Source organism: Phaeobacter sp. JH20_26, assembly GCF_048056275.1.
GTDB lineage: Bacteria > Pseudomonadota > Alphaproteobacteria > Rhodobacterales > Rhodobacteraceae > Phaeobacter > Phaeobacter bryozoorum.
In genome coordinates, this window is the sequence record NZ_JAYMWL010000016.1 from 15,876 (window position 1) to 35,149 (window position 19,274).

The 19,274-nt window shown below is 59.9% G+C and carries 23 protein-coding genes; 10 read left to right on the plus strand and 13 right to left on the minus strand.

Annotated features, from left to right (window positions below; genetic code table 11):
- Window positions 1-9: 9 nt before the first annotated feature.
- Window positions 10-1,608 (plus strand): phosphoenolpyruvate carboxykinase, encoded by a 1,599-nt coding sequence (locus VWY60_RS14600; protein WP_340546553.1) that lies wholly within the window; start codon window positions 10-12, stop codon window positions 1,606-1,608.
- A gap of 70 nt (window positions 1,609-1,678) precedes the next feature.
- On the opposite strand, the gene VWY60_RS14605 is transcribed toward VWY60_RS14600, so the two are convergent.
- Window positions 1,679-2,578: a cation diffusion facilitator family transporter gene (locus tag VWY60_RS14605; protein ID WP_416540989.1), complete on the minus strand. Its 900-nt coding sequence runs from the start codon at window positions 2,576-2,578 to the stop codon at window positions 1,679-1,681.
- A gap of 57 nt (window positions 2,579-2,635) precedes the next feature.
- On the minus strand, window positions 2,636-3,424 hold the full coding sequence (locus tag VWY60_RS14610) for a sulfite exporter TauE/SafE family protein (protein ID WP_416540990.1): 789 nt from the start codon (window positions 3,422-3,424) through the stop codon (window positions 2,636-2,638).
- Window positions 3,425-3,570: 146 nt separating this feature from the next.
- Between VWY60_RS14610 and VWY60_RS14615 the strand changes: the two genes are divergently transcribed.
- Both VWY60_RS14615 and VWY60_RS14620 read left to right on the plus strand, forming a co-directional pair.
- Window positions 3,571-5,256, plus strand: coding sequence for an acyl-CoA dehydrogenase family protein (locus VWY60_RS14615; RefSeq protein ID WP_416540991.1), 1,686 nt, complete (start codon window positions 3,571-3,573; stop codon window positions 5,254-5,256).
- 119 nt (window positions 5,257-5,375) lie between these two features.
- Complete coding sequence (locus VWY60_RS14620) at window positions 5,376-5,780, plus strand: META domain-containing protein (RefSeq protein WP_416540992.1); 405 nt, start codon at window positions 5,376-5,378, stop codon at window positions 5,778-5,780.
- Here VWY60_RS14620 and recO read toward each other — a convergent pair.
- From recO to folK, 11 genes are all read right to left on the minus strand, one after another.
- A complete protein-coding gene (gene recO / locus VWY60_RS14625) occupies window positions 5,764-6,489 on the minus strand; it encodes a DNA repair protein RecO (RefSeq protein ID WP_416538339.1) in 726 nt (241 codons plus the stop codon). The genes VWY60_RS14620 and recO overlap by 17 nt on opposite strands.
- A gap of 2 nt (window positions 6,490-6,491) precedes the next feature.
- Window positions 6,492-6,821 (minus strand): DUF1491 family protein, encoded by a 330-nt coding sequence (locus VWY60_RS14630; protein WP_416534640.1) that lies wholly within the window; start codon window positions 6,819-6,821, stop codon window positions 6,492-6,494.
- A gap of 6 nt (window positions 6,822-6,827) precedes the next feature.
- Window positions 6,828-7,733, minus strand: a complete 906-nt coding sequence (gene era / locus VWY60_RS14635; protein ID WP_340546546.1) for a GTPase Era — start codon at window positions 7,731-7,733, stop codon at window positions 6,828-6,830.
- Complete coding sequence (gene rnc / locus VWY60_RS14640) at window positions 7,730-8,416, minus strand: ribonuclease III (protein ID WP_340546545.1); 687 nt, start codon at window positions 8,414-8,416, stop codon at window positions 7,730-7,732. The genes era and rnc overlap by 4 nt, the downstream gene beginning before the upstream one ends.
- Window positions 8,413-9,249, minus strand: coding sequence for a signal peptidase I (lepB, locus tag VWY60_RS14645; protein ID WP_416540993.1), 837 nt, complete (start codon window positions 9,247-9,249; stop codon window positions 8,413-8,415). The genes rnc and lepB overlap by 4 nt, the downstream gene beginning before the upstream one ends.
- A gap of 63 nt (window positions 9,250-9,312) precedes the next feature.
- Window positions 9,313-9,744, minus strand: coding sequence for a holo-ACP synthase (acpS, locus tag VWY60_RS14650; RefSeq protein WP_340546543.1), 432 nt, complete (start codon window positions 9,742-9,744; stop codon window positions 9,313-9,315).
- Between the two features lie 59 nt (window positions 9,745-9,803).
- On the minus strand, window positions 9,804-10,565 hold the full coding sequence (locus tag VWY60_RS14655; RefSeq protein WP_416538338.1) for a pyridoxine 5'-phosphate synthase: 762 nt from the start codon (window positions 10,563-10,565) through the stop codon (window positions 9,804-9,806).
- A gap of 99 nt (window positions 10,566-10,664) precedes the next feature.
- Window positions 10,665-11,318 carry a DUF2062 domain-containing protein gene (locus tag VWY60_RS14660; protein ID WP_340546541.1) on the minus strand — a complete coding sequence of 218 codons (654 nt, stop codon included), beginning with the start codon at window positions 11,316-11,318 and terminating at the stop codon, window positions 10,665-10,667.
- 33 nt (window positions 11,319-11,351) lie between these two features.
- Window positions 11,352-13,484 (minus strand): RelA/SpoT family protein, encoded by a 2,133-nt coding sequence (locus VWY60_RS14665; protein WP_340546540.1) that lies wholly within the window; start codon window positions 13,482-13,484, stop codon window positions 11,352-11,354.
- A 40-nt stretch (window positions 13,485-13,524) separates the two neighbouring features.
- Window positions 13,525-13,878 carry a DNA-directed RNA polymerase subunit omega gene (gene rpoZ, locus VWY60_RS14670; RefSeq protein WP_061049565.1) on the minus strand — a complete coding sequence of 118 codons (354 nt, stop codon included), beginning with the start codon at window positions 13,876-13,878 and terminating at the stop codon, window positions 13,525-13,527.
- 93 nt (window positions 13,879-13,971) lie between these two features.
- A complete protein-coding gene (gene folK / locus VWY60_RS14675; protein ID WP_416540994.1) occupies window positions 13,972-14,541 on the minus strand; it encodes a 2-amino-4-hydroxy-6-hydroxymethyldihydropteridine diphosphokinase in 570 nt (189 codons plus the stop codon).
- A gap of 139 nt (window positions 14,542-14,680) precedes the next feature.
- Here folK and VWY60_RS14680 point away from each other — a divergent pair, with 139 nt between their 5' ends.
- The 7 genes from VWY60_RS14680 to VWY60_RS14710 all read left to right on the plus strand — a co-directional run bounded on the left by VWY60_RS14680 (window position 14,681) and on the right by VWY60_RS14710 (window position 19,255).
- Window positions 14,681-15,250, plus strand: a complete 570-nt coding sequence (locus VWY60_RS14680; RefSeq protein WP_340546538.1) for an NYN domain-containing protein — start codon at window positions 14,681-14,683, stop codon at window positions 15,248-15,250.
- A gap of 188 nt (window positions 15,251-15,438) precedes the next feature.
- A complete protein-coding gene (gene ispH, locus VWY60_RS14685) occupies window positions 15,439-16,389 on the plus strand; it encodes a 4-hydroxy-3-methylbut-2-enyl diphosphate reductase (protein ID WP_416540995.1) in 951 nt (316 codons plus the stop codon).
- Between the two features lie 123 nt (window positions 16,390-16,512).
- A complete protein-coding gene (locus VWY60_RS14690) occupies window positions 16,513-17,130 on the plus strand; it encodes a LysE family translocator (RefSeq protein WP_416540996.1) in 618 nt (205 codons plus the stop codon).
- Complete coding sequence (locus VWY60_RS14695; protein ID WP_340546535.1) at window positions 17,127-17,579, plus strand: DUF3429 domain-containing protein; 453 nt, start codon at window positions 17,127-17,129, stop codon at window positions 17,577-17,579. Before VWY60_RS14690 ends, VWY60_RS14695 begins: the two co-directional genes overlap by 4 nt.
- Complete coding sequence (locus VWY60_RS14700) at window positions 17,576-18,175, plus strand: class I SAM-dependent methyltransferase (RefSeq protein WP_416534648.1); 600 nt, start codon at window positions 17,576-17,578, stop codon at window positions 18,173-18,175. The genes VWY60_RS14695 and VWY60_RS14700 overlap by 4 nt, the downstream gene beginning before the upstream one ends.
- On the plus strand, window positions 18,168-18,635 hold the full coding sequence (gene rnhA, locus VWY60_RS14705) for a ribonuclease HI (protein WP_340546533.1): 468 nt from the start codon (window positions 18,168-18,170) through the stop codon (window positions 18,633-18,635). Before VWY60_RS14700 ends, rnhA begins: the two co-directional genes overlap by 8 nt.
- Window positions 18,632-19,255 carry a trimeric intracellular cation channel family protein gene (locus VWY60_RS14710; protein WP_340546532.1) on the plus strand — a complete coding sequence of 208 codons (624 nt, stop codon included), beginning with the start codon at window positions 18,632-18,634 and terminating at the stop codon, window positions 19,253-19,255. The genes rnhA and VWY60_RS14710 overlap by 4 nt, the downstream gene beginning before the upstream one ends.
- The last annotated feature ends 19 nt before the right edge of the window (window positions 19,256-19,274 follow it).

Below are 19,274 nucleotides of genomic sequence, written 5' to 3' on the forward strand. Positions count from 1 at the left end.
AAAGAACACATGGCATCTGGACGGGTTAACCCGCAATTCCGCCTCGAAGATCAAGGTATCGAAGGACTGGGGAACGTCTATTACAACCTCATGGAGCCAGCTCTGATCGAGGCAGCTCTGAAGCGCGACGAAGGTACTCTTGGCAACGGCGGCGCCTTCCTGGTGACCACCGGCAAGTTCACCGGCCGCTCCCCCAAGGACAAGCACGTGGTGAAAACCGACAGCGTCGCTGATACCATCTGGTGGGAAAACAACGCCGAGATGAGCCCAGAGGGCTTTGATGCGCTCTACGAGGACATGCTCGTCCATATGCAGGGCAAGGATTATTACGTGCAAGATCTGGTCGGCGGGGCCGACCCTGTCCATGCGATCAATGTGCGCATGGTCACCGAACTGGCCTGGCACGGGCTGTTCATCCGCACCATGTTGCGCCGCCCGGATCGTGAGGATCTGGATGATTTCATCGCCGACTTCACCGTGATCAACTGCCCGAGCTTCCAGGCGAACCCTGAGCGCCACAACTGTCGCAGTGAGACCGTGATTGCGATGAACTTCGATCGCAAGATGATCCTGATTGGCGGTACGGAATATGCCGGTGAGAACAAGAAATCCGTCTTCTCGCTGCTGAACTACCTGCTGCCGGAAAAAGGCATCATGCCGATGCACTGCTCCGCCAACCACGCCAAGGGCAACCCTGTGGACACCGCCGTGTTCTTTGGCCTCTCCGGCACCGGCAAGACCACCCTCTCCGCAGACCCCGACCGGGTGCTGATCGGCGACGATGAACATGGCTGGGCCGACAACGGCACCTTCAACTTTGAAGGCGGCTGCTATGCCAAGACCATCAACCTGAATGCCGAGGCAGAGCCGGAAATCTACGCCACTACTTCCAAGTTCGGCACCGTGATCGAGAACATGGTGTTCGACCCAGAGACCAAGAAGCTGGATTTCAACGACGACAGCCTGACGGCCAATATGCGCTGCGCCTACCCGCTGCACTATATCTCCAACGCCTCGGAAAGCGCCCGTGGCGGCCACCCGAAGAATATCATCATGCTGACCTGCGATGCCTTCGGCGTGCTGCCTCCGATCGCGCGGCTGACCCCAGCGCAGGCGATGTACCACTTCCTGTCCGGCTTCACCTCCAAGGTGGCGGGCACCGAGCGCGGCGTGACCGAGCCGGAGCCGACCTTCTCCACCTGCTTTGGCGCGCCCTTCATGCCGCGCCGCCCGGAGGTTTACGGCAACCTGCTGCGTGAGAAGATCGCCCAGCACGGCGCCACCTGCTGGCTGGTAAACACCGGCTGGACCGGCGGCGCCTATGGTATCGGTTCACGGATGCCGATCCGCGCAACCCGCGCTCTGCTGACCGCCGCCCTGGATGGTTCGCTGGCCGAGGCTGAGTTCCGCAAGGATGGCAACTTTGGCTTTGACGTACCTGTGACCGTTCCGGGCGTGGCCGAGGTTCTGCTGGATCCGCGCCGGACCTGGGACGATCAGGCCGCATATGACGCGCAGGCTGCGAAGCTGGTTCAGATGTTCTCCGACAACTTCGAGCAGTACCTGCCCTACATCGACGATGATGTGAAGGCAGCCGCGATCAGCTAAGCCGACCACAGTCAGATCAGAAAAGCCCCGGTCCATGGCCGGGGCTTTTTCGTGTCTAGCAATGACCGATCTACTGACCCGGTTTGATCCCGCCATCTTCCAGTTTGTGTTCCGGTTCCACGTGGATCGTAACCTGCGCTGTAGGCAGGGAGACGCGAATCGCCTCTTCGATACGATCACAGATCGCGTGCGACGCCCGCACGGTCATCTCTCCTGCGACAACCATATGGAACTCGACAAAAACCGCCTGCCCGGCGCGCCGGGTTTTTAGACCGTGCACCTGCAAGGCACCCTGCGCGGTCCGGTGGATGATCTCGGCAATCTCCTCGCGTTCGTGGGATGGCGCGGCCTGATCCATCAACCCGCCAACAGAACTGGCTACGACGCGGTACCCTTCGCGCAGGATATTGACTGCCACAAGCAGCGCCAGAAGCGGATCCAGCCATGGCCAGCCTGTCGCAAGCGCAAGACCAAGGCCGCAAAGAACCCCGGCAGAGGTCCAGACGTCGCTCATCAGGTGGCGCCCACCGGCAGATAAGGCAGGCGAGGCCAAGGCCGTACCACGCCCGATCAGAACCCCCGCCCACCAGAGATTGACCAGCATCGCCACGGCATTCACCAGCAGCCCGAACGGGCTCCACACCAATGGCGCCGGGGTGCGCAGCGCCTCTATCGCCTCGTGCAGGATCAGAAGGGCCGCGACGATAATCATGATCCCTTCCAGCACCGCCGAGAAATACTCGGCCTTGTGATGGCCAAAGGGGTGACCAGCATCAGGCGGGCGATTGGCGTAGCGAACCGCGAACCACGCCATGATAGCACCACCGATATTGACCAGAGACTCCATCGCATCGGAAAACAGGGCAATTGATCCGGTCATCCACCAGGCCAGCGCCTTCAGCGCCAGCACCAGCAGCGCAACGACAATAGATGCAGTGGCCAACTGTTCCGCGCCAAATCTCTTCACCATATGCCGTCCTTCGTCTGCCCGTTCGGATCATACAGGCTCAAGTGATGGTGTTAGAGCCTATGAGATGAGGCCCCGCCGCAGCAGATTTGCCCCCGCCAGCAGCAATACAACCAAAGTTACCCGCCGAAAGGTGACCTGATTGATCCGATCCTGCAACCGTCCGCCGATCCACATTCCCAGAATCGCTGGAGGGATCAGCAGCATTGAAAAGGGCGCGGTCTCGGCTCTCATGACGCCGGACCCGATATGCGCCACCAGCAGCGCCACGGCGCCCAGCCCGTAGATGACTCCCTGTACCCGCATCTGCTCGCGCTTTTCGGTTCCAAGCGCCGTCAGATAGGCTACCGTGGGCGGCCCCCAGATACCGGAGAAACCACCGATGAAGCCGGCGACAGCAGCGACCGTTGCCTCAATACGCGGTGTGGCGCTGGAAATGGGGATTGGAATCCCAAACAGCTGCAACAAAGCAAACAGGGTGACCGGCCCACCTATCAGGATCAGCATGACGTCCTGTGGCAATACGCGGACCAGCTGCGCACTGCCCAGCAGAAAGATCAGACCCACAAGCAGAAAGACTCTGAACCGCCGAATCGACTCCCAGGCCGCCATTACCCCTTGCCGCAGGGCCTGCATCCCATTGGTCACCAGCGTGGGCAGGATCAATCCGGCAAGTGCGATATCGGGCGGTAAGAACAGGCTAAGTCCTGAAACAAGGATCATCGGCATGGCAAAACCAACCATCCCCTTGACCGTGCCGGCAAGTGCTGCAATCGCAAACGCAAAGATCAAGTTTTCCGGGGTAAGACCCGCAGAGAGGAAAACGGTAAGGATCGAATTATCGGACATGATCAAACCCTTAGCACAGGTTTCCATCGCCGTGCGCGCAAAATCGTTACGTAATTTTTGATCCAATCATAATGCCGCAGGGTATTTTTGTTGCGCTGCAGCTGCAAAATGATTTACCACTGAGCCAGCTGAAAAGGATGTGATTCATGGCCCACGACGGACAGGACCCGCAAATGCAACCAACGCTTATTCCTGATTTGCTGGCGCTGACCGCTGCTGCGCTGGAACCGGTTGACCAGCTGCTGGAGGCGGCCCGTAGCACCGTCCGCGATCAGGTCAGCGAAGGCGGCCGGGTCTCTGGCGCGCTGGTCGAGGCCAACCAGACCGCCGCCCATGGCCTCGCCTGGCTCGCGACCTACGCCTACAGCCTGCGCCAGATGCACCGCTGGGCCAGCGACCTGCACTCAAATGGCAAGTTTGGCGAGATGGAGCACCTGCTGCTACAAATCGGTTTTGGCGAATACCTCTGGCAGATCTACGGCGGCATCCAGATGAACCAGGGCGAAATCCTGCGTTTGCAGGATCTGGGCCTGTCGCAAGAGAGCCAGCGGATGCTGATGGCCCCTGCCGTCATGACGCTCTGTGACAGCGGCAACACGCAGGCTGCGCGCGTCCGGCTGGTTGAGCTGATGCAGGAACAGGCCGGATCGGTGATGTTCGGCGCCTCGGGTCTGGACGAAGAACTGGAGATGATCCGCGACCAGTTCCGTCGCTACGCGGTCGAAAAGGTCGAGCCAAACGCCCATGACTGGCATCTGAAGGATGAGCTGATTCCGATGGAGATCATCGAGGAACTGGCCGAGATGGGCGTCTTTGGTCTGACCATCCCCGAAGAATACGGCGGCTTTGGTCTCTCCAAGGCGTCGATGTGTGTTGTCTCCGAAGAGCTGTCGCGCGGCTATATCGGTGTTGGCAGCCTTGGCACCCGCTCCGAGATTGCCGCCGAGCTGATCATCGCAGGCGGCACTGAAGAACAGAAAGCCAATTGGCTGCCCAAGATTGCCAGCGCGGAAATCCTGCCGACGGCGGTATTCACCGAGCCGAATACAGGCTCTGATCTTGGATCTCTTCGCACCCGCGCGGTGAAGGATGACAATGGCGACTACAAGATTACCGGCAACAAGACATGGATCACCCATGCCGCCCGGACCCATGTGATGACCCTCCTCGCGCGGACCGACCCCGACAGCACAGATCACCGTGGCCTGTCGATGTTCCTTGCGGAAAAAACACCGGGCACCGATAAAACCCCGTTCCCAACCGACGGTATGACCGGTGGCGAGATCGAGGTTCTGGGCTATCGCGGCATGAAGGAATACGAGCTGGGCTTTGACGGGTTTCACGTGAAGCGTGAGAACCTCCTCGGTGGTGAAGAGGGCAAAGGTTTCAAACAGCTGATGGAAACGTTTGAATCCGCCCGTATCCAGACCGCAGCCCGCGCCATCGGTGTTGCGCAATCGGCTCTCGATATCGCTATGCAATATGCCCAGGACCGCAAGCAGTTCGGCAAGCCGCTGATCGCCTTCCCGCGTGTGGCATCGAAGCTGGCGATGATGGCGGTAGAGATCATGATCGCGCGTCAGCTAACCTATTTCTCCGCCTGGGAAAAGGACAACGGCCATCGCTGTGACCTAGAGGCGGGCATGGCAAAACTGCTTGGCGCACGTGTTGCCTGGGCGGCTGCCGACAACGGCCTGCAGATCCACGGAGGCAATGGGTTTGCCTTGGAATACAAAATCAGCCGCGTGCTCTGCGATGCCCGCATTCTCAACATCTTTGAAGGCGCAGCAGAAATTCAGGCGCAAGTCATCGCGAGACGCCTCTTGGCCTGAGTTCAGTCATTAACTCCCCTGGACACTCCTCTGACCCGGTGCGTTTCGCGCCGGGTCTTTTTTATCTTTGCGCGTCCCTGGTTGGTTGACCTCGCCCCCTCATCGAGTAGCGTGCGGCGATGCGGACCAAGTTTTTCTCTCTCGTCACCCTTACTTGCGCTTTGCCCCTAACGGGCTGTTTCGGCGATGAAACCCTGCGCGGCTACGGCGGCCGTGGCGTGCTATGGCAGCTGCAGGAGATCGACGGCCATATTGTGAAAGACGCCACAACCCTGTCCTTTGATCGCGGGGAGAACGTGTCCGGCACCCTGCCCTGCAATCGTTTCACCGCACGGCTGGACGTCCCCTACCCGTGGTTTGACCTAGCGCAGATGGCGACCACGCGCCGTGTCTGTCCAGCTCTCGGAGAAGAGGTGGCGGTTCTCGACGCCTTGCAGCAGATGCAGATCGTGGAGATCAAGGGCGACGTCATGATCCTGTCAAATGAAACCGGGCGCGAGATGGTTTTCAAGGCTGCCGACTGAGCAAATCCAAAAAGCGCCCCCGCGCCTCTGGCAGCGGGATGTTGCCCAGCGATGGTGCAAGCCTGTGTTCCAGAAAGAAACCCGTGGTGGACAAAGCCGCCACGATGTCCTGCGTCTCGGCCCCTCCACGTCCCAGTAACACGTCCGGCAAGGGCAACATGCGGTCGGCCCATTCCCCCGCCCCAGAGCGCGACACCGCTCGCCCGCTTTTGGGGGAGACATAGATCAGCTCATGTCGACTGCCAGTGACGGCGCAGTGATCGAGATCCAAGCCGAAGCCCATCTCCTCCAGCAGCGCAACTTCCCAGCGCAGATAGGCCAGAGGCCAGATATCGTCACGCCCCAGAAGGTCCAGAAGCTGCGCGCTGCGCAGATACAGGTCCGGGTGCGGTTCACGTTCAGGCAGGCAGAAGGCCAGCAGCGCCGTCACCGCGTTCAGCCCGGCAAGCGCCAATCGGCTGGACATTGCCGTGGCGGCGCGGCTGCGGATCAGCTCAGCCTGATAGCTGCCAAGATGGTCTTCGAGCCGCGCGCGCCAGGTCAGGTCCAGTTGGGCACCCGGCTGCAACACCGGCGCCATCCGGCGCCCCGCGCCACCGCGGACGATCCCGGAGTGACGCCCGTGTTCGACGGTAAACGCATCCACGATGGCAGCACTTTCCCCATGGCGGCGCATCGTCAGCAATATGCCTTCGTCGCGCCACTCCATGATCAATCCAGCCCCGGCTCGTCCAGCAAATGCCGCCCATCGCGATCTTCGACCTCGATTACCCAGAGGTCAGGGTCGAAACTGCGCTGTTTGGCGATGGCGGCATCGACATCCGCCTCATCCCCCTCGGCCAGAGTGACCCAGCTGCGCAAGCCGCTCATCAGGTCATAGGAGCGGTGCAGAGCCTGCGCCCGACGGTCCAGCGTGTTCAGCTTCACCAATACGGCCCCCGCTGTGTCATCACCATGAGAGGTCACAAAGGCAGGGATATCGGCGAGCCGCAATCGGGTGAGATAGGCCTGCACCCAGAAACTGGCGGTCAGCCGCGCCATATGGGATCAATTCCCGTCCTTGAAATCGAGGCCCATCTCGGAATAGCGCTCGGATTCTTCCAGCCAGTTCGGGCGGACCTTCACCTGCAGGAAGAGATGCACCTTGCGGTCCAGGAACTCTTCCAGCTCAGCGCGCGCCGCCTGGCTCACAGCCTTGATGGTCTCGCCACGCTTGCCCAGAATGATGCCCTTGTGACCATCGCGCACGACATAGATGATCTGGTCGATCTTGGCGGAGCCATCTTTGCGCTCTTCCCAGTTTTCGGTTTCCACCGTCAGTTGGTACGGCAGTTCCTGGTGCAGGCGCAGGGTCAGTTTCTCGCGGGTCATCTCTGCGGCGATCATCCGCATTGGCAGATCGGCGATCTGGTCCTCAGGGTAGAGCCACGGGCCCTCTGGCAGCTGCTCCGCCAGCCAGCTGCGCAGATGGTCGACACCGTGGCCCTTCTCGGCCGAGATCATAAATGTGTCGGCAAAGGGGTAGCGGTCGTTGAGTTCCTTGGTCAGGCCAAGAAGCACTTCGGATTGAACACGGTCGATCTTGTTGATTGCGAGGGCAATCTTGCGCCCCTCGCCGATGTTCTCCAAACCTTCCAGGATGCGCTCTACCCCTTCGGTGATACCACGATGCGCCTCAACCATCAGAACAACCACATCAGCGTCCGCAGCTCCACCCCAGGCGGCAGCAACCATCGCGCGGTCCAGACGCCGCCGCGGCTGGAACAGACCAGGCGTGTCGACAAAGACGATCTGGCTCTCCCCCTCCATGGCGACACCGCGGATGCGGGCGCGAGTGGTCTGCACCTTATGGGTTACAATCGACACCTTTGCCCCAACCATACGGTTGAGAAGGGTGGATTTGCCCGCGTTGGGCTCACCAATCAGGGCAACAAAGCCGGCGCGTGTGGTCATTTTTCCTGCTCCAATCGAGCCAACAGAGATTTGGCTGCGGCCTGTTCGGCCTGACGTTTTGATCCGGCGGTTGCGCGGCCTTCGGTGCCGTCCTGCAGCTGCACGGAGATGGTAAATTCCGGCTGGTGGTCGGGCCCCTTGCGCTCAACCAGTACATAGGTGGGCGGCTGCTCTCCGCGCGCCTGAGCAAATTCCTGCAATGTGGTCTTGGGATCGCGCGCATCCGCCTCGACTCGGCCAATTCGATGGCCCCAGAGCCGCAGGATCAACTGCTGCGCGGCCTCAAAACCACCGTCCTTGTAGACTGCGGCGATGACCGCCTCCATTGCATCCCCCAGCAAGGCCAGTTTGCGTCGACCGCCTGACATGGTCTCGGAGCGGCCCAGTTTCAGCACGGCCCCCAGATCAATCTCCCGTGCCACATCGGCACAGGTTTCCTTGCGCACCAAGGCGTTGAACCGTGGCGCCAGCTGGCCCTCGGTTGCGGTCTTGTCCGTATCCAACAACGCCGTCGCCATCACTAACCCCAGAACCCGGTCGCCCAGAAATTCAAGCCGCTGGTTGTCCTGCCGGTTCGGAGACGAGACCGAGGCATGTGTGAGGGCGCGCACCAAGAGTGCCGGCTGGGAGAAATGATAGCCGATCCGCGTCTCAAACGCGCGCATTTCTTTAGAGAGTTTCACTCGATCCCCTTGAAGAAGCGATCCGCGCGCCAGGTCCAGAAAAACAGCATCGACCGGCCAGCCGAGGAGAACATGATCCGATCTGCGCGACCAATGAGATTTTCGAAAGGCACATAGCCGACACCACCGGCCGATTGCGGCAGTCGGCTGTCGGAGGAATTGTCGCGATTGTCACCCATGAAGAAATAGTGACCAGCAGGCACCTGATAAATGCCTGTGTGATCCATACCCTGATTGCCGATGTTGAGCACAACGTACTGACTGCCGCCCGGCAGAGTTTCGATCTGGCGGGATTTCGTGCAGGTTGCCCCTTCACCCACAGGGGCGTTTTCACAAAGAGGATAAGATCCGGCAGGTCCCTGCGGCGCCATCAGCTCCTCGAACTCGCCTGCATCCTGCAGGGCAACAGCCGCGCCATTAATATGCAGGATGCCGTTTTTGACCTGGATCTTGTCCCCCGGCAAGCCAACCAGCCGCTTGATGAAATCGTTCTGGTTTACCGGGTGGCGAAACACAACGACATCGCCGCGTTCGGGTTCATCGGCCCAGATGCGCGAGTTATCACCGTCAAGGAAGCCACAGATATCACTGCTGTCGATGTCGATGCCGACGCTGGGGAATTTCAGGCTGGGGCAGGACGCCGAAGAGTAGCCGTAAGCCATTTTGTTCACGAACAAAAAGTCGCCGATCAGCAGGGTTTCCTTCATCGAGCCCGAAGGGATCCAGAACGGCTGAAAGAACAGGGTGCGGAATACACCTGCGATCAGCAGGGCGTAGACAATGGTCTTGACCGTCTCAAGGATCGAACTTCCGACTGTTGCTTTGGCCGTCATCAGGCTCTCCGGTCTAACTGTAAACAAGGGTCCGGCGCTACATGCGGGGCCGCTCCGGGTAAGTCAAGCATCGCCCGGCGTCGCAAGCGGTTCACTGGTGATTAGGCGCGCTTCGATGACGACAAAAGCCTGCGCCCAGGGATGATCATCAGTCAATGTGACATGGATGATGGCCTCGTGACCCGGGGGAGTCATCTTTGCCAGCCGATCTGCGGCCCAGCCGGTGACATGCATGACCGGCTGGCCGCTGCGCAGATTGGAAACGGCCATGTCTTTCCAGGCGATTCCCATCCGCAACCCGGTGCCGAGTGCCTTGGAGCAGGCCTCCTTGGCAGCCCAGCGTTTGGCATAGGTTCCGGCGACATCCATGCGCCGCTCGGCCTTGCGCTGTTCGATTTCGGTGAAAACACGGTTTTTGAACCGGTCACCAAACCGGTCCAAAGTGCGCTGAATACGCTCGATATTTGCCAAGTCAGTGCCAACGCCCAATATCATGCCCCGATCAAAGGCGATCTGACCGGAACTGGCAAGACCCGTGGGCGTCGGTGGCTGTCCTAGACGCGCGCCTCATCCATCAGGCGGCGCATTTCGGCGATGGCCGGGGTCAACCCTCTGAAGATGGCCTCGCCGATCAGGAAATGGCCGATGTTCAGTTCGCGCACCTCTGGAAAAGCTGCGATCGGTTGCACACAATCATAGGTCAGACCATGGCCCGCGTGAACCTCCAGCCCCAGGGAATGGGCAAAGCTGGACATTTCGCGCAGGGCTGCCAGCTCGGCATCGCGCTTGGCAAAATCGCCCTCGGCATGAGCCTCACAATAGGCACCCGTATGCAGCTCGATCACCTCAGCACCGATGCGATGTGCCGCCTCGATCTGCCGCTGGTCAGCGGCAATGAAGATCGACACCCTGCACCCGGCATCGCGCAACGGCGCGATGTAATGGGCCAGTTTGTTTTCCTCGCGGGCCACTTCCAGCCCCCCCTCGGTCGTGCGTTCTTCCCGCTTTTCCGGCACGATACAAACCGCATGGGGTTTGTGGCGCAGGGCGATCTTCTGCATTTCTTCGGTCGCGGCCATCTCAAAATTCAGAGGCACGCTCAACGCTTCCATCAGCCCGTCGATATCGCGATCGGTGATGTGACGGCGGTCTTCGCGAAGATGGGCGGTGATCCCGTCGGCTCCGGCTTCCTCGGCCAGCTTGGCAGCGCGCACCGGATCAGGTACCTGGCCGCCGCGTGCATTGCGAACGGTGGCCACGTGGTCAATGTTCACGCCAAGCCGCAGGTCTGTGTTGTGCGAGGAAGTCTGTGCCATGGATCGCAGTTCCCAATTGAGTGCCTTTTGCCTGACACTAGGGGTTGCGCTGGCAAGGGCAAGCCCGGAAACCGCCAAATCGCGCAGTTTGGCAGCGGCTTAGCTGCTGCTGTCGTCTGCGGCGTCCAGCGAGGCGCGTTTCTTGATCACGTCGAACTTAGCCTTGATCTTGGTGCGGCGGCGCTGCTGATAGGCGCGGATGACCGGTACACTCAGCACATAGCAGACGGTTGCGGTGATGAGGCCGGGGATCACGCCACCGACGAGATAAGGATAGAACACATCGTGGTAGAACAGGGTCAGCCCCTGCCAATCCGCCGGTCGATCAGTTACCAAAGCGATCAGGTTGTCAAAAAGATCATTCCCGGCGGCCAGAAATTTCCCGACCAGAGACTTGTCGACATCGGCGTCGAACTCTGTCCCAAGGATCCAGTGGCCGGTCTGCAGAGAGGCAACGCCGATCGGCACATAGGTGAGCGGGTTGCCAAAAAACGTGCCGCTGAGGGCGGCGAGGATATTGCCGTTCATCAGCCGCGCGATAATCGCGGCCACAACGAAATGCATCCCGTAGAATGGGGTAAAGGTGGTGAATACCCCCGCCCAGACACCGCGGGCGATCCGCTCCGGCGAATCGGGCAGACGACGCACACGATGCTTCACATAGTGAAACGCGCGCCCCCACCCGCCCCGCGGCCACAGGAAATCGGCAACCGCGCGCAGAGGCGGACGTCTATCACGGCGCCTGAATACCAAAGGTTCGCGTCCTTCCCAAATCCTACTGAACGGCTACCCAAGCTTTGGGCGGCTTTCCGGCACATCGCGGTACCGTGCAACGGCGGCGACATCGCTCTCTGCTTCCAGCATCAACATCAGCGAATGCAGCTGCTCTACATCCCGCAGTTCGACATTAATCATCAGCCGGTAAAAGTCTGGTTTCCGATCGACAAATTCAAGGTCGGAGATATTGGCCTTTTTTTCGCCGATCAATGTGCAAATACGTCCCAGGACACCGGCGTCATTGCCAATCGTCAGCTCCAGCGTCACGCCGTAGACTGCGGGGTGGGTCCCACTGTGCCAGTGCAGATCGACCCAGCGTTCGGGCTGATCCTCGACCTCTCCCAAAGCGTCGCAATCTGCAGCATGGACCACAACACCCCGGCCACGATAGGTGATGCCGATGATCCGTTCGCCGGGCAGTGGCTGGCAGCAGGGGGCCCGCTCGAAGCTCTGCCCCGGCTCAAGGCCAATCACCGCACGACGCGGCGAAACCTCATCGCTGTTGTCAGCGGCCAGTTCCGGATAGACCGCCTGAACCACATCATGCGCGGTGAGTACCGCAGCCCCCAAACGGGCCAGCAATTCATCGACCGTACTGACGCGAAGCGCACGGGCCGCCGTCTCCAACGCCTTGTCAGTGGCCTTGCGCCCGACATGTTCAAACGCGGATCGCGCCAACTCGTGGCCCAGTTTCACGAACCGGGCGCGGTCAGCCTCGCGCAGGGCACGGCGGATCGCGGTACGCGCCTTGCCGGTGGTTGCAATATCCAGCCAGCTTACCTGCGGGGTCTGGCCCTCAGCAGTGATGATCTCAACCGACTGGCCATTGCGCAGGCGTGTCCAAAGCGGCACGCGGATCGAATCCACCTTGGCCCCGACGCAGGCGTGGCCGATGCGGGTGTGAATGGCATAGGCGTAGTCGATCGGAGTCGCGCCCTTTGGGAGCTTGATCACATCGCCTTTGGGAGTGAAGCAGAACACCTGGTCGGAATACATCTCCAGTTTGACGGCTTCGAGGAATTCATCGTGATCCTCCTCCGCATCAAACTGCTCCGTCAGGGACGCAATCCATTTGGCCGGATCAACCGCAAAGGGGTTCTCAGAGCGCACGCCATCGCGGTAGGACCAATGGGCCGCCACACCGGTTTCTGCCACATCGTGCATCTGCCGGGTGCGGATCTGCACCTCTACCCGCTTGCCGTCGCGCCCGGAGACGGTTGCATGGATCGACCGATAGCCGTTGGACTTTGGCTGGCTGATGTAATCCTTGAACCGCCCAGGGACAGCACGCCAACGCTGATGTATGGCGCCCAGGGCCCGGTAACAGTCTTCCTCGCTCGTTGTGATAATGCGGAACCCGTAGATATCGGACAGTCGCGAAAAGCCCTGATCCTTTTCCTGCATCTTGCGCCAGATGGAATAGGGTTTCTTGGCGCGGCCAAAAACTTCGGCTTCGATCCCGGTCTTTTCCAGTTCGGCCCGCATGTCGCCGGTGATCCGATGGATCACATCGCCGGTTTCCCGCTGTAGCGTGACAAAGCGGCGGATAATTGACTGGCGACCTTCTGGATTGAGCACGCGAAAGGCCAGATCCTCCAGTTCCTCGCGCATCCATTGCATCCCCATGCGACCAGCCAGTGGCGCATAGATATCCATGGTTTCACGGGCTTTCTGGGCCTGTTTCTCCGGGCGCATCGCTTTGATGGTGCGCATGTTGTGCAGACGGTCGGCAAGCTTCACGAGGATAACCCGCAGGTCCTTGGACATTGCCATGAACAGCTTGCGGAAATTTTCTGCCTGTTTGGTTTCGCGGCTGGACAGCTGGAGATTGGTCAGCTTGGTGACACCATCAACAAGCATCGCCACCTCTTTGCCAAAGCGGCTGGCGATTTCGTCGTAAGACGCCTTGGTATCTTCGATGGTGTCGTGCAGCAGCGCCGTGATGATCGTGGCGTCATCCAGCCGCTGCTCTGTCAGGATGGCAGCAACCGCCACGGGATGGGTGAAATAGGCCTCACCCGAATGGCGGAACTGCCCGTCGTGCATCTGTTCGCCGAACGCATAAGCATCAGCGATCCTGTCCGCATTGGTCCTGGGATTGTAGTTGCGGACCAGAGCAATCAGGTCTTCTGGTGAAATCATTTCCGGTCCGCAGCCTCAGCTCATTATGTCTTGCGACGTCTTAACCCTGCCCTTGCGCCTCCATCAGCGCACGCAGCAGTTTCTCTTCCGACATATCATCCGTGGCAGGCTTGTCGCTTTCCGCGCCCATCAGCAGGGCCATCGAGTCATCCTCCGGCTCATCAACCTCGATCTGGGTCTGGTTGCTTTCGATCAGACGCTCACGCAGGGAGTCGGCGCTCTGCGTTTCATCAGCGATCTCACGCAGGGACACGACGGGGTTCTTGTCGTTGTCACGCTCAACCGTGAGCGGCGCACCAGCGGCAATCTCACGAGCGCGATGCGCTGCGAGCATCACCAGCTCAAAGCGGTTGGGAACCTTGTCTACGCAGTCTTCAACCGTCACGCGGGCCATGGGCGACTCTCCAAATCAAAAATAAGTCCAGAAGGGTGACTTCTAAAACCAAAGCTTTCTCTTGACAAGCGCCGAATGGGGCGCATTGGCGGCTCAGACCGGCGAAATCTCGGTCAAATCGGACATTGGCAGCGCCGCACAGAGCTGACGCACGGTCTGACCCAGAATCGGATGGCGCCAATCAGGTGCAACATCGCGCAGCGGCACCAGCACAAAGCCACGATCCTGAAGCCTGGGATGCGGCAACAGCAGCTGGCCCGGCGCCTCTTTCATCTGCAGATCCAGTGGCAGATCCCTCCACCGTTCGAAGGTCGCCACATCCGGACAGACCAGATCGTCATAAGCGACCAGATCCAGATCCAGTGTCCGCATGCCCCAGCGCTGCACACGTCGGCGGGCAAAATCCGCCTCCACCTCATGCAACAGATCCAACAGTTCACGCGGGGGCAGGTTTGTGCCGATCGCAATCGCTGCGTTCACATAGTCAGGACCCGAGCCCGCCGGGAAGCAAGGCGTTTGATAGAAGCGCGAGATTGCCCTCAGGCTGATGTCTGATTCGGACAACTGCCCAACAGCCCCTATGAGGGTATGCTCAACCGACTGTTCGCCGATAGGCAGGTTCCCCCCCATGGCGATAAGCGCCTCTGACCGGAATTCGGTCATTTTTGCCCTCGTTTCTTAATCCCGATACACTTGCGGCAAATGTCAAATAACCTACATTAAGTCCACCCGTTTTAGCGTATTTCAGCATTCACTCACGGAACCTCACTGCTGGGACGGACCTACCGGAAGGACATATTTGATGTTTTACAAGGACGAACGGCTCGCGCTGTTCATCGATGGATCGAACCTATATGCGGCAGCAAAGGCGCTTGGGTTTGACATCGATTACAAGTTGCTCAGGCAGGAATTCATGCGCCGGGGCAAGTTGTTGCGCGCGTTTTACTACACAGCTCTGCTGGAAAATGATGAGTACTCTCCGATCCGGCCATTGGTTGACTGGTTGCATTACAACGGTTTCACCATGGTGACCAAACCAGCCAAGGAATATACCGACAGCATGGGTCGGCGTAAGGTGAAGGGGAATATGGATATCGAGCTGACGGTCGATGCCATGGAACTTGCTCCCCGCGTGGACCATATCGTGCTGTTCTCCGGTGATGGTGATTTCCGCCCGTTGATCGCCAGCCTGCAGCGGCAGGGTGTGCGCGTCTCCGTTGTCTCCACCATCCGCAGCCAGCCGCCAATGATCTCGGACGAGCTGCGCCGACAGGCCGATAATTTCATCGAGCTGGAAGAGTTGAAGGACGTGATCGGCCGCCCTCCCCGCGAACAAAGTGACCCGCGCTCCGTATCAGCCGCCACCGGCTGATACGGATCTGTGGCCTGCCGGAGGCCACCACTACCCAGACATGGCCCGCAGCAGTACCTTAACTGTTTGCGGGCTTTTGCTTGCGCCGTTTTTGGTTTCCTTGTCGCCGGGACCGCCGCTTAATCAATTGCCACGGGGCTGGACCTCGCCGACAGAAAGCCCTAGCTCTGAGCGATAAGGAGACCGCGATGACCAAGCCCCCCCTCACGCTATATCTCGCCGCGCCGCGCGGCTTTTGTGCCGGTGTCGACCGGGCGATCAAGATCGTCGAAATGGCGCTCGAGAAATGGGGGGCGCCTGTCTATGTGCGCCATGAGATCGTGCACAACAAATATGTGGTCGACGGGCTGCGCGACAAAGGGGCCGTCTTCGTTGAAGAGCTGGATGAATGCCCCGATGATCGGCCGGTCATCTTTTCAGCGCATGGCGTCCCGAAGTCGATCCCGGCCGAGGCAGACCGGCGCCAGATGATCTATGTCGATGCCACATGCCCGCTGGTGTCGAAGGTTCATATCGAGGCGCAGCGTCATGCGGAAAACGGGCTCCAGATGATCATGATCGGTCACAAGGGACATCCTGAAACCATCGGCACCATGGGACAGCTGCCCGAGGGAGAAGTGCTGCTGGTGGAAACCCCGGATGATGTCACCACAGTGACGGTTCGCGATCCTGACAATCTCGCTTATGTCACCCAGACGACCCTGTCGGTCGATGACACCAAGGATATTGTTGCAGCACTTCAGGCTCGGTTTCCGAATATTGTCGGCCCTCACAAGGAAGACATCTGCTATGCTACCACCAACCGCCAGGAGGCCGTCAAGGAAGTCGCCCCGAAGGCAGATGCCCTATTGGTTGTCGGCGCTCCCAATTCATCGAACTCACGACGGTTGGTCGAAGTTGGCGTCAAGGCGGGATGCCAATATGCACAGCTGGTACAACGGGCCGAAAACATTGATTGGCGCGCGCTTGAGGGAATTTCCTCGGTCGCGATCACCGCTGGTGCCTCTGCGCCCGAGCTCTTGGTGAATGAAGTCATCGATGCCTTCCGCGAGCGGTTCGAGGTAAAAGTCGAGCTGGTGGAAACCGCGATTGAACGGGTTGAGTTCAAAGTTCCCCGGGTTCTGCGGGAAACAGCCTGAGGCGGCTTGTCCCCTGCAAACGATAATGACGCAGCCGGTCTGCGGGATTTCTTTGTCTTGCAACTGACCGGCAGCCGATTACCCTTGGCCTGAACCACCTTGTCTATCAAAGGAGCTGGTCAATTGATTTCACTGCAATTTCTGATCACCGCATTTGTCGTCGTCCTAGCGCCAGGGACCGGTGTGCTCTACACGCTGGCGCTTGGTCTTGGTCAGGGGTGGCGTGCCGCGATTTGGGCAGCGGTTGGCTGCACCTTTGGCATCGTGCCCCATCTTGTGGCTGCGTCACTGGGGCTGGCTGCGGTTCTGCACACCTCGGCGGTGCTGTTTCAGGCGGTGAAGATTGCGGGCGTTCTGTATCTTCTGTATCTGGCCTGGCAAATGCTGAAAACTGACGGCGCGCTGTCATTGTCCGGCGCGCCTGCTGCTCCGGATCATGGTCTAAGGATCGCCAAGCGAGGCGCCCTGATCAACATCCTGAACCCAAAACTTTCGGTGTTTTTTCTGGCGCTTCTCCCGCCGTTCCTGTCAGGCGCGGCCGCAACAGCGACACAGGAGATGGTCGTGCTTGGCTTGATTTTCATGGCCATGACTTTTGGTGTCTTTGTGTTCTACGGGCTCTTTGCAGCGCAGGCGCGAAGCTTGATCCTGGGGTCGGACACCGTGATCAAATGGCTGAACCGCAGCTTTGCTGCGCTGTTTGCCGCGCTGGCGGCCCGATTGGCGATGGAACGGGCGTGAGCAGGATACCACCGGCACCGCTGGTCTTGGGGCTGGCCGGGCTGATCCCATTCGTCTGGGGAGCACTCACCACGCAGATCCCGGCGTTGCAGGTCTGGGGTGCCAGCCATCTTGGGGCGCGGTTTGTCGGCCCCTATGTGCAGCTGTTCTATGGCTCTGTGATCCTCAGCTTCATGTCCGGCGTGCTCTGGGGATTTGCGACCAAGACATCGGGTATGCAGGCGGCAACTGGTTATGCCTTGTCCGTGCTGCCAGCGCTTTGGGCATTTTTCATGACCGGCGGTGGACCGACCAGCGCGGGCATAAACCTGATCTACGGCTTTGCCGGCCTGTTGCTGCTGGATTATGCCTTTTACGTTTGGCGTCTGACCCCATCATGGTGGATGCAGCTGCGCCTGCTGCTGACCGGCATTGTGGTCGCCAGCCTCGCCGTCGGTGTCTACCTGTGAGCGGGCCTGACCGCGAGACACTGGAGATCTACAACAACAAGGCAGCGGATTATGCTGACCGGAACCAGACACACCTGCGAGAAGACCCACGCCTGCACGAGTTCATTGCTGCCTGCCCGCCGAACGCACGGGTGCTGGATCTGGGCTGCGGTCCCGGCACCTCCAGCGCGGTTATGGCCGCAGCCGGGTTGCGCCCTGTGGCGATGGATGCTTCCGTGGAAATGATCGCACTGGCGGAACATATGCCGGGTGTTGAGACGTGTCTCGCCAGTTTTGATGAGCTGTCGGGGTGCGACATCTATGATGGCATCTGGGCCAATTTCAGTCTGCTACATGCGCCGCGTGCCGATTTTCCGCGTCACCTGAGGGCCATCCGGCAGGCGCTGCGGTCAGGTCGGCCCTTTTACATCGCGCTAAAGCTCGGTAAGGGCGAGGCCCGCGATGCCCTTGGGCGATATTATACCTACTACGAGGAAGACGAATTGATCGATCTATTGCGCACTGCTGGGTTCACCCCGGACAATCGCACCACCGGCGAAAACGCAGGGCTGGACGGCGCCATGGCGCGCTGGATTTCGGTGGCCTGTCATGGCTGATCTCTTCGCCTACACGGATGGCGCCTGCTCCGGCAATCCTGGCCCGGGTGGCTGGGGGGTTTTGCTTCGCGCAATGGACGGCGACACTGTTGTCAAGGAAAAGGAACTGCAGGGCGGCGAAGCCGAGACCACCAACAACCGGATGGAACTGCTGGCAGCGATCAATGCCCTGGAAAGCCTGGCGCGCCCCTCTACCCTCACCGTGGTGACCGATTCAGCCTACGTCAAAAACGGTGTCACCGGCTGGATCCACGGCTGGAAACGAAATGGCTGGAAGACCGCGTCAAAGAAACCCGTGAAAAACGTTGAGCTGTGGCAACGTCTGGACGAGGCGCAGCGCCGTCACACGGTCACGTGGGAATGGGTCAAAGGCCACGCAGGCCATCCCGAGAACGAACGCGCCGATGAACTTGCGCGTGCAGGCATGGCCCCGTTCAAGACTGGCAAAGCAAAGGCATGACCATCCTTACCCTTCTGGACTATGCGTCCGTTCTGGTCTTTGCGGCCTCCGGCGCCCTGGTGGCCAGCCGGGCACAGCTCGACATTGTCGGCTTTGCTTTCGTGGCCTGCCTGACCGCCGTCGGCGGAGGGACGGTGCGGGATCTTTTGCTGGATCGCAACCCAGTGTTCTGGATCGGCGATTCTACGATAATCCTGTTGGCGGCGGTGACTGCGGTGATTGTCTTCTTCACCGCCCATTTGGTGGAAAGTCGGCTGCGCTGGATTGTCTGGCTCGACAGTTTTGCACTGGCAATCGCAGTTTCGGCGGGCACCGGCGCTGCCTTGCTAACCGGCCAGACGCCGGTGATCGTTGTGCTGATGGGCATGGCAACAGGCACCCTGGGCGGGTTGATGCGTGATGTGGTCTGCAATGAAGTGCCGCTGGTGCTGAAACAGGGCGAGCTCTATATCTCATGCGCCATGGCAGGCGCGATTACGGCGGTGGTCAGCATGGCATTTGGCCTGCCGACCCGCTGGGCGCTTGTGGCCTGCGCGGTGGTCTGCTGGGTTTTGCGGGCGGGCTCAATCGCATTTGGCTGGCATCTGCCAGTTTATCGTTCACGCCCGCCGCGCAGCTGAGCAACAGTCGGCAGGCAGG